The sequence below is a fragment of the Burkholderia sp. Ac-20392 genome (assembly GCF_017104585.1).
In the GTDB taxonomy this organism is placed as follows: Bacteria; Pseudomonadota; Gammaproteobacteria; order Burkholderiales; family Burkholderiaceae; genus Burkholderia; species Burkholderia lata.
Map to the genome: position 1 here is coordinate 1 of NZ_JAAGPB010000393.1, position 8146 is coordinate 8146.

Sequence of the window (8146 nt, forward strand, 5' to 3'; positions counted from 1 at the left end):
CCTGCTCGCGGCCGCCTGCGGAGCCTGACGGATGAACAAGCATTTCCGCTGGACCCAGTTGCTGCCGCTCGCCGCGGTCGCCGCGCTCGCGGGCATCACCTGGTGGCTGCTGCAGGCCACGCTGCCGCCGCCCGGCGAGGGCACCGTGCAGCCGAAGCGCCATACGCCCGACTATTTCGCGGAAAACTTCTCGGTCACCGAGCTCGACCAGTCCGGTTCGACCCAGTACCGGCTGACGGCCGCGAAGCTGATCCATTACGAAGACACCGAGGACAGCGACCTGACCGATCCGGCCATGCGCGCGTTCCAGCCCGGCAAGCCGGTCGTGACGACCACCTCGAAGCGCGGCACCGTCAACGGCGACGTGTCGATCGTCGACTTGTACGACAACGCGCGCATCCTGCGCGCGGCCGGCGGCGGCGATCCACAGATGCAGGCTGATTCCCAGCATTTCCGGATCTTCGTCAATGACGATGTGATCCAGACCGAAAAGCCGGTTAAACTCCAACGCGGCCTGTCGCTCGTCAACGCGACCGACGGCATGAAGTACAACAACGTCACCCGGGTCATCGAGCTTTACGGCAACGTGCGCGGCACGATCGCCGCGGCGGACACGTCCGGCGGCTCGAAAGGTCAACCCAAGTGACGCATCCCTCACGTGACTGCATGAACGAACCGTTCCCTCGACAGATTTCCGGCGGCGCTGCGCGCGCCGTCCGCGCCGCGCTCGCCGCGACGCTCGTGGCGCTCCCGCTGGTCGGGCTGGCGCCGCTCGCCCATGCCGAGAAGGCCGACCAGAGCAAGCCGATCAACGTCGAGGCCGACAACCTGACCTATGACGACCTGAAGCAGGTCACGGTCGCAACCGGCAACGTCGTGATCACGAAGGGCACGATCATCATCAAGGGCGATCGCGTCGAAGTGCGCCAGGACCCGGAAGGCTATCAGTACGCCACTTCGTTCGGCAGCGGCAAGAAGCACGCGACGTTCCGCCAGAAGCGCGAAGGCCTCGACGAGTACATCGACGGCGACGCCGAGCGCATCGACTACGACGGCAAGCAGGACCTGACCACGCTGACCACCGCCGCGACCGTGCGCCGCCTGCAGGGTACGTCGACCATCGCCGATACCGTGCACGGCAGCGTGATCACGTACGACGGCCAGCGCGACTTCTACACCGCGAAGGGCGGCAAGGACGTCGCCGCGCCGGGCAACCCGAACGGCCGCGTGCGCGCGATGCTGTCGCCGAAGAACGGCGGTCCCGCGCCGCTGAACGGCGCGCCGGCAAAGCTGTCGCCGTCGACCACGATCCAGGGAGCGCCGGGCCAATGAACGCGCTACCGAACCGCCAGCCGGCCGGCACGACGAGCTCGCTCGTCGTCCGCAACCTGAAGAAGCGCTACGGCTCGCGCACGGTCGTCAAGGACGTGTCGCTCGACGTGAAGAGCGGCGAAGTCGTCGGCCTGCTCGGCCCGAACGGCGCCGGCAAGACCACGTCGTTCTACATGATCGTCGGCCTGGTGCCGCTCGACGCGGGCGAGATCTCGCTGAACGGCAGCTCGATCAGCCTGCTGCCGATCCACAAGCGCGCATCGCTCGGCCTGTCGTACCTGCCGCAGGAAGCGTCCGTGTTCCGCAAGCTGACCGTCGAGGAAAACATCCGCGCGGTGCTCGAGCTGCAGCACGGCGAAGACGGCAAGCGGCTGTCGAAGGACGCGATCACGTCGCGTGCCGAAGCACTGCTCGACGAACTCCAGATCGGTCACCTGCGCGAGAACCCCGCGCTGTCGCTGTCGGGCGGCGAACGGCGCCGGGTTGAAATCGCGCGCGCGCTGGCCACCAACCCGAACTTCATCCTGCTCGACGAGCCGTTCGCCGGCGTCGACCCGATCGCGGTGCTCGAGATCCAGAAGATCGTCAAGTTCCTGAAGCAGCGCAACATCGGCGTGCTGATTACCGATCACAACGTCCGCGAAACGCTCGGCATCTGCGACCACGCCTACATCATCAGCGACGGCTCGGTGCTTGCCGCCGGCGCACCGAGCGAAATCATCGAAAACGAAAGCGTGCGCCGCGTGTACCTCGGCGAACACTTCCGGATGTAACTCTTCCTCGTGGCTGGCTGCACCCCGCCCGGCGTCGCCGCGCGGGGCCGCGCCCCGCTTCGCGGCCATGCCCGCGGCCGGGCGGCGCGCCGCGCGTAATCGCGGATGGCTCAACGCGCCTGGGTCGTGGCAAACTGCCGGTATGACTCCCTCCTTGCCATGAAAGCCAGCCTTCAACTCCGCCTGTCGCAACATCTGGCGCTGACGCCCCAGCTACAGCAGTCGATCCGGCTCCTGCAGTTGTCGACGCTCGAATTGCAACAGGAAGTCGCGATGGCCGTCGCGCAGAACCCGCTGCTCGAGAACGACGACGAATGGATCGCGAGCCCGCTGCGCGTCGCAGCGGACGGATCGTTGATCGCGCAGACGCCTCCCGCGCAGAACACCGAGCCCACCGCGACGAACAGCAGCAGTTCGTCGAGCGACCGCGCCGAGCGTGACGAGCCGGCGGGCGCGGACGAATACGACGGCTACGGCTCCGGCGACGGCAACGACGGCCCGCAGTGGAACCTCGACGAGTTCGGCCGCTCGAGCGGCGCATCCGACGACGACGACCTCCCGCCGCTGCAGGTGCAGGAAGCGGCGACGTCGCTACGCGACCACCTGTCCGCGCAGTTGCGCGTCACGCAGGCCGGCCCGCGCGATCGCGCGCTCGTGATGTTCCTGATCGAATCGCTCGACGACGACGGCTACCTGACCGCCACGCTCGACGAAGTGCTCGCCGACCTGCCGCCCGAGCTGGAGATCGACTGCGACGAACTGAACGCGGCGCTCGCGCTGCTGCACAGCTTCGACCCGGCCGGGGTCGGCGCCCGCTCGGCATCCGAATGCCTGAAGCTGCAATTGCTGCGCCTCGATCCGTCCCCAACCCGCACGCTCGCGCTCGAGATCGTGTCGCAGCATCTCGAACTGCTCGCCGCCCGTGACTTCACGCGGCTGCGCAAGCACCTGAAGGCAAGCGACGACGCGCTGCGCGACGCGCACTCGCTGATCCGTTCGCTGGAGCCGTTCCCTGGCGCCGCATACGGCAAGGCCGAGGCCGACTACGTCGTGCCCGACATCATGGTGAAGAAGGTCGGCCAGGGATGGCTCGCGGAGCTCAATCCGGAGGTCGTGCCGCGCCTGCGGATCAACAACCTCTACGCGAACATCCTGCGCAACAGCCGCGGCGATCCGTCGGCCGGTTCGCTCAAGCAACAGCTGCAGGAAGCACGCTGGCTGATCAAGAACATCCAGCAGCGATTCGACACGATCCTGCGTGTCGCGCAGGCCATTGTCGAGCGTCAAAAGAACTTCTTTGCGCACGGTGAAATTGCCATGCGCCCCTTGGTTTTGCGGGAAATAGCTGATACGCTGGGCCTACACGAGTCGACTGTCAGCCGTGTGACAACCGGGAAGTACATGCTGACCCCGTTCGGGACGCTTGAATTTAAGTACTTCTTCGGATCTCACGTCTCGACCGACACCGGTGGCGCCGCTTCGTCGACGGCCATCCGAGCCCTCATCAAGCAACTGATAGGAGCTGAAGACCCTAAATCGCCACTTTCGGACAGCCGCATTGCCGAGCTGCTGGCAGAACAAGGATTCGTGGTCGCGCGCCGCACGGTTGCGAAGTATCGCGAAGCCCTCAAGATCCCGGCAGTGAATCTGCGCAAGTCTCTTTAAGCCTGCTGCCTGCCCGGCGGCAGGCGTGTTCCGGCCACCGCGCATACGGGGAACAGGCCGGGCGACCTGTCCGCGATACACCGCCACGTGCGGCACGGGCAAGTCGACCGGAGCGCCGCCTCGATGCGGCCGGGTGGTCACTCGCTTGGAGAAGCACTATGAACCTGAAGATCAGTGGACATCATCTCGAAGTCACGCCTGCAATTCGCGAATACGTGATCACCAAGCTGGACCGGGTGCTACGGCATAGCGATCAGGTGATCGATGGCACTGTGATCCTCTCGGTCGACAACCACAAGGAAAAGGACAAGCAGCAGCGCGCGGAAATCAACCTGCACCTGAAGGGCAAGGACATCTTCGTCGAAAGTGCGAACGGTAACCTGTATGCAGCGATCGACCTGCTGATCGACAAGCTGGACCGCCAGGTCGTCAAGCACATGGAGCGCCTGCAAACGCACGCGCACGACCCGATCAAGCTTCAACCGTCGATCGACCAGATCGAACTGCCGCCGCAGTAACCTTCACCGCAACACACACGTCGCCCGGTTCGCCGGGCGTTTTTTTTGCGACTCCGCGCAGTGGTGCAACCGGTCCGTCCGCGCTGCGCCACGCACGCGGCTGTGCTCTATAATGTTCCGGTTATCGCCGGGGGGCGCGGGATGCGGTAGCTGCCTTGCAGGTTGCCGATGCCGAACGCCTTGATATCGCCGAACATGGATAATCAGTCTGCCGCCGCAAGGAGACCCCAGGCCGCCCAATCGCCTGCCAACATGAATCGCCTAGCCAAAATCCTGCCCATAGAGAACGTCGTCATCGACCTCTCAGTCACCAGCAAGAAACGCGTGTTCGAACAAGCCGGGCTGATGTTCGAGAATCAGAACGGCATCGCCCGCAGCACCGTCACGGACAACCTGTTCGCGCGCGAGCGCCTCGGCTCGACCGGGCTCGGCGAAGGCGTCGCGATTCCGCACGGGCGCATCAAGGGGCTCAAGCACCCGCTCGCCGCGTTCGTCCGGCTCGCCGATGCGATCCCGTTCGAAGCCCCCGACGGCCAGCCGGTCGGCCTCCTGATCTTCCTGCTCGTGCCCGAGCAAGCCACTCAACAGCACCTCGAGATCCTGTCGGAAATCGCGCAACTGCTGTCCGATCGCGACGCGCGCGAGCGTCTGCACAACGAAACGGATATCGCCGAGTTGCATCGCCTGCTCACTCAGTGGCAACCTTGAGTTGATCCGGGCGGATTATTTTCCCGTACGCGGCGGCACACGCCGCCGTTCAGGGCCGCCCGGCGCCGGCCCGGCATGGCGACGTCCGTCGCCGCGCGCACGCACCGGCCCATTGGAGTGACGAGAGTCATGGATACGTCCAGCATCAACGCCCAGAGCATCTTCGACGACAACGCGGCCACGCTGAAACTGAGCTGGCTGACGGGGCATGAAGGCTGGGAGCGCGGCTTTTCGGCCGACACCGTCGGCAATGCAACCTCGAGCGCCGACCTCGTCGGCCACCTGAACCTGATCCACCCGAACCGGATCCAGGTGCTCGGCGAAGCCGAAATCGACTACTACCAGCGGCAAACCGACGAAGACCGCTCGCGCCACATGGCCGAGCTGATCGCGCTCGAACCGCCGTTCCTCGTCGTCGCCGGCGGCGCCGCTGCGCCGCCCGAACTCGTGCTGCGCTGCACGCGCTCGTCGACCCCGCTGTTCACGACGCCGATGTCGGCCGCCGCGGTGATCGACAGCCTGCGGCTCTACATGTCGCGCATCCTCGCGCCGCGCGCGACGCTGCACGGCGTGTTCATCGACATCCTCGGGATGGGCGTGCTGCTGACCGGCGATTCGGGCCTCGGCAAGAGCGAGCTCGGCCTCGAGCTGATCAGCCGCGGCCACGGCCTCGTCGCCGACGACGCGGTCGATTTCGTCCGACTTGGCCCCGATTTCGTCGAAGGGCGCTGCCCGCCGCTGCTGCAGAACCTGCTCGAAGTGCGCGGCCTCGGCCTGCTCGACATCAAGACGATCTTCGGCGAAACCGCCGTGCGGCGGAAAATGAAGCTGAAGCTGATCGTCCAGCTCGTGCGGCGCCCCGACGGCGAATTCCAGCGCCTGCCGCTCGAAAGCCAGACGGTCGACGTGCTCGGCTTGCCGATCAGCAAGGTCACGATCCAGGTCGCGGCCGGCCGCAACCTCGCGGTGCTCGTCGAGGCGGCCGTCCGGAACACGATCCTGCAGTTGCGCGGAATCGACACATTGCGCGATTTCATGGATCGGCAACGACTCGCGATGCAAGATCCCGACAGTCAGTTCCCCGGCAAACTGGTGTAACCCGCGCGCGCCGGCCACGCAACGCCGACGCGTCTGGCCGGTGCTATGATGAAACGTCAGGATTCACTGCTTCCCATGCGCATCGTCCTCATCACCGGCATCTCCGGCTCAGGCAAGTCCGTCGCGCTGAACGCGCTCGAGGACGCAGGCTATTACTGCGTCGACAACCTGCCGCCGCACGTGCTCCCCGAACTCGCCCGCTACCTCGCCGGAGAGGGCCAGCACCGGCTCGCGGTCGCGATCGACGCGCGCTCGAGCGCGTCGCTCGACGAAATGCCCGGCCTGATCCGCGACCTGTCGCGCGAGCACGACGTGCGCGTGCTGTTCCTCAACGCGAGCACCCAGGCGCTGATCCAGCGCTTCTCCGAGACGCGCCGCCGCCACCCGCTGTCCGGCTCGCTGTCGCACGACGCGGACGTCGGCCTGCTGTCGTCGCTCGAGGAAGCGATCGAGCGCGAACGCCATCTCGTCGCGCCGCTCGCCGAATTCGGCCACCAGATCGACACGAGCACGCTGCGCGCGAACGCGCTGCGCACGTGGGTCAAGCGCTTCATCGAGCAGAAGAACAACGACCTGATGGTGATGTTCGAATCGTTCGGCTTCAAGCGCGGCGTGCCGCTCGACGCCGACCTGATGTTCGACGTGCGCGCGCTGCCGAATCCGTACTACGACCACGAGTTGCGCCCGCTCACCGGGCTCGACCAGCCGGTTATCGCCTTTCTCGACGCACTGCCGATCGTCCACCAGATGATCGACGACATCCATGCGTTCCTGATGAAATGGCTGCCGCACTTCCGCGATGACAACCGCAGCTACCTGACCGTCGCCATCGGCTGCACGGGCGGGCAGCATCGGTCGGTGTTCATCGCGGAAACGCTCGCCGCGCGCCTTGCGCACGAGGCGAACGTGATCGTGCGGCATCGTGATGCGCCAGTGGATGTCGACGCGTCGTCGCGGCTCGTCTCCGAGGTCGACCGACCCTAGCGACGCCCGCCCCTTCATCAGCGCGCCATGTCCTCCCTATCGACCACCCTGATCGACCTGCCGCTCTTCCCGCTGCACACGGTGCTGTTTCCGGGGGGCCTGCTCCCGCTCAAGGTGTTCGAGGCACGCTATCTCGACATGTCCCGCGCGTGCCTGCGCGACAACGCACCGTTCGGCGTATGCCTGCTGAAGAGTGGACCGGAAGTCGCGCAGGACGGCGCGGTGTCGGTGCCCGAGACCATCGGCTGCATGGCGCGCATCACCGAATGCGATACCGGTGAATTCGGCATGCTGTACCTGCAGGCGGTCGGCACGCAGCGTTTCGAGCTGCTGTCATATCGCGTCGAAGGCAACGGGCTGCTGGTCGGCATCGCGGAACCGCTGCCCGACGACATCCCGCTCGAAGGCGAGCAGACGCTCGCGCAGTTCGGCTCGTGCGCCGAGGTGCTCGAGCGCATCATCCACGCGCTGCAGAAGTCCGATCCGGAGAAAATGCCGTTCGGTGAACCGTTCCACCTCGACGATCCGAGCTGGGTGTCGAACCGTCTCGCGGAACTGCTGCCGCTCGACCTGCGCGCGCGGCAGAAGCTGATGGAATTTCCGGACGTCGGCGCGCGCATCGACGCCGTGCACCACGTGCTCGACCGGCACGGCTGGTTGTAGCGCGCCGGGGACCTTTCGCTTCCCGCGAGCCATCCGCGAGATGGCGTCTCACGAACGGCTTCCTTCCGGGCGAAAAAACGGGTCGGCGTTTTTCGGAGCGCCGCCCAGACGACCACTTCGTGCAAGGCCACCAAGCGCGACTTCCGTCGGCATGAAGAACCACGTGCGCCCGACGTTTCCTTGAAAGCGCGGCAAGCGCCGCGCCCCTCCCCCCTCGTTACAGCAGCGGCCCGCTCAGTGCATCGAGCAGCTTGCGCACGGGCGCCGGCACGCCATACGCGTCGAGCCGGCTCAGCGGCACCCAGGCGGTGTCCGCGTCCTGCGCGCCCGCAGGCAGGCCGCCACCGTCGGCCATGTCGCTCAGCCGCGGCTCGATCTCGAGCCGGAAATGCGACATGGCCGACG

9 protein-coding genes and 1 pseudogene are annotated in these 8146 nt (G+C 66.2%); 9 read left to right on the forward strand and 1 reads right to left on the reverse strand.

Annotated features, from left to right (window positions below; all coding sequences use genetic code 11):
- Window positions 1-31 precede the first annotated feature (31 nt).
- From lptC to G3N99_RS29890, 9 genes are all read left to right on the forward strand, one after another.
- Window positions 32-646: an LPS export ABC transporter periplasmic protein LptC gene (lptC, locus tag G3N99_RS29850; protein WP_174937847.1), complete on the forward strand. Its 615-nt coding sequence runs from the start codon at window positions 32-34 to the stop codon at window positions 644-646.
- Window positions 647-666: 20 nt separating this feature from the next.
- Window positions 667-1332, forward strand: coding sequence for a lipopolysaccharide transport periplasmic protein LptA (gene lptA, locus G3N99_RS29855; protein ID WP_166965034.1), 666 nt, complete (start codon window positions 667-669; stop codon window positions 1330-1332).
- Window positions 1329-2105 (forward strand): LPS export ABC transporter ATP-binding protein, encoded by a 777-nt coding sequence (lptB, locus tag G3N99_RS29860; protein WP_174937845.1) that lies wholly within the window; start codon window positions 1329-1331, stop codon window positions 2103-2105. Before lptA ends, lptB begins: the two co-directional genes overlap by 4 nt.
- Window positions 2106-2264: 159 nt before the next feature.
- Complete coding sequence (locus G3N99_RS29865) at window positions 2265-3770, forward strand: RNA polymerase factor sigma-54 (RefSeq protein ID WP_174945063.1); 1506 nt, start codon at window positions 2265-2267, stop codon at window positions 3768-3770.
- A gap of 158 nt (window positions 3771-3928) precedes the next feature.
- Window positions 3929-4288: a ribosome-associated translation inhibitor RaiA gene (gene raiA / locus G3N99_RS29870; RefSeq protein WP_006477786.1), complete on the forward strand. Its 360-nt coding sequence runs from the start codon at window positions 3929-3931 to the stop codon at window positions 4286-4288.
- Window positions 4289-4456: 168 nt separating this feature from the next.
- Window positions 4457-4996: a PTS sugar transporter subunit IIA gene (locus G3N99_RS29875; protein ID WP_011353226.1), complete on the forward strand. Its 540-nt coding sequence runs from the start codon at window positions 4457-4459 to the stop codon at window positions 4994-4996.
- A gap of 129 nt (window positions 4997-5125) precedes the next feature.
- Window positions 5126-6094, forward strand: a complete 969-nt coding sequence (hprK, locus tag G3N99_RS29880; RefSeq protein ID WP_011353227.1) for an HPr(Ser) kinase/phosphatase — start codon at window positions 5126-5128, stop codon at window positions 6092-6094.
- A gap of 75 nt (window positions 6095-6169) precedes the next feature.
- Window positions 6170-7078 (forward strand): RNase adapter RapZ, encoded by a 909-nt coding sequence (gene rapZ, locus G3N99_RS29885; protein ID WP_041492961.1) that lies wholly within the window; start codon window positions 6170-6172, stop codon window positions 7076-7078.
- 27 nt (window positions 7079-7105) lie between these two features.
- On the forward strand, window positions 7106-7741 hold the full coding sequence (locus G3N99_RS29890) for an LON peptidase substrate-binding domain-containing protein (protein WP_206124177.1): 636 nt from the start codon (window positions 7106-7108) through the stop codon (window positions 7739-7741).
- Between the two features lie 217 nt (window positions 7742-7958).
- Here the strand turns inward: G3N99_RS29890 and G3N99_RS29895 are convergent.
- A pseudogene (locus G3N99_RS29895) lies at window positions 7959-8146 on the reverse strand (A/G-specific adenine glycosylase); the annotation flags it as partial.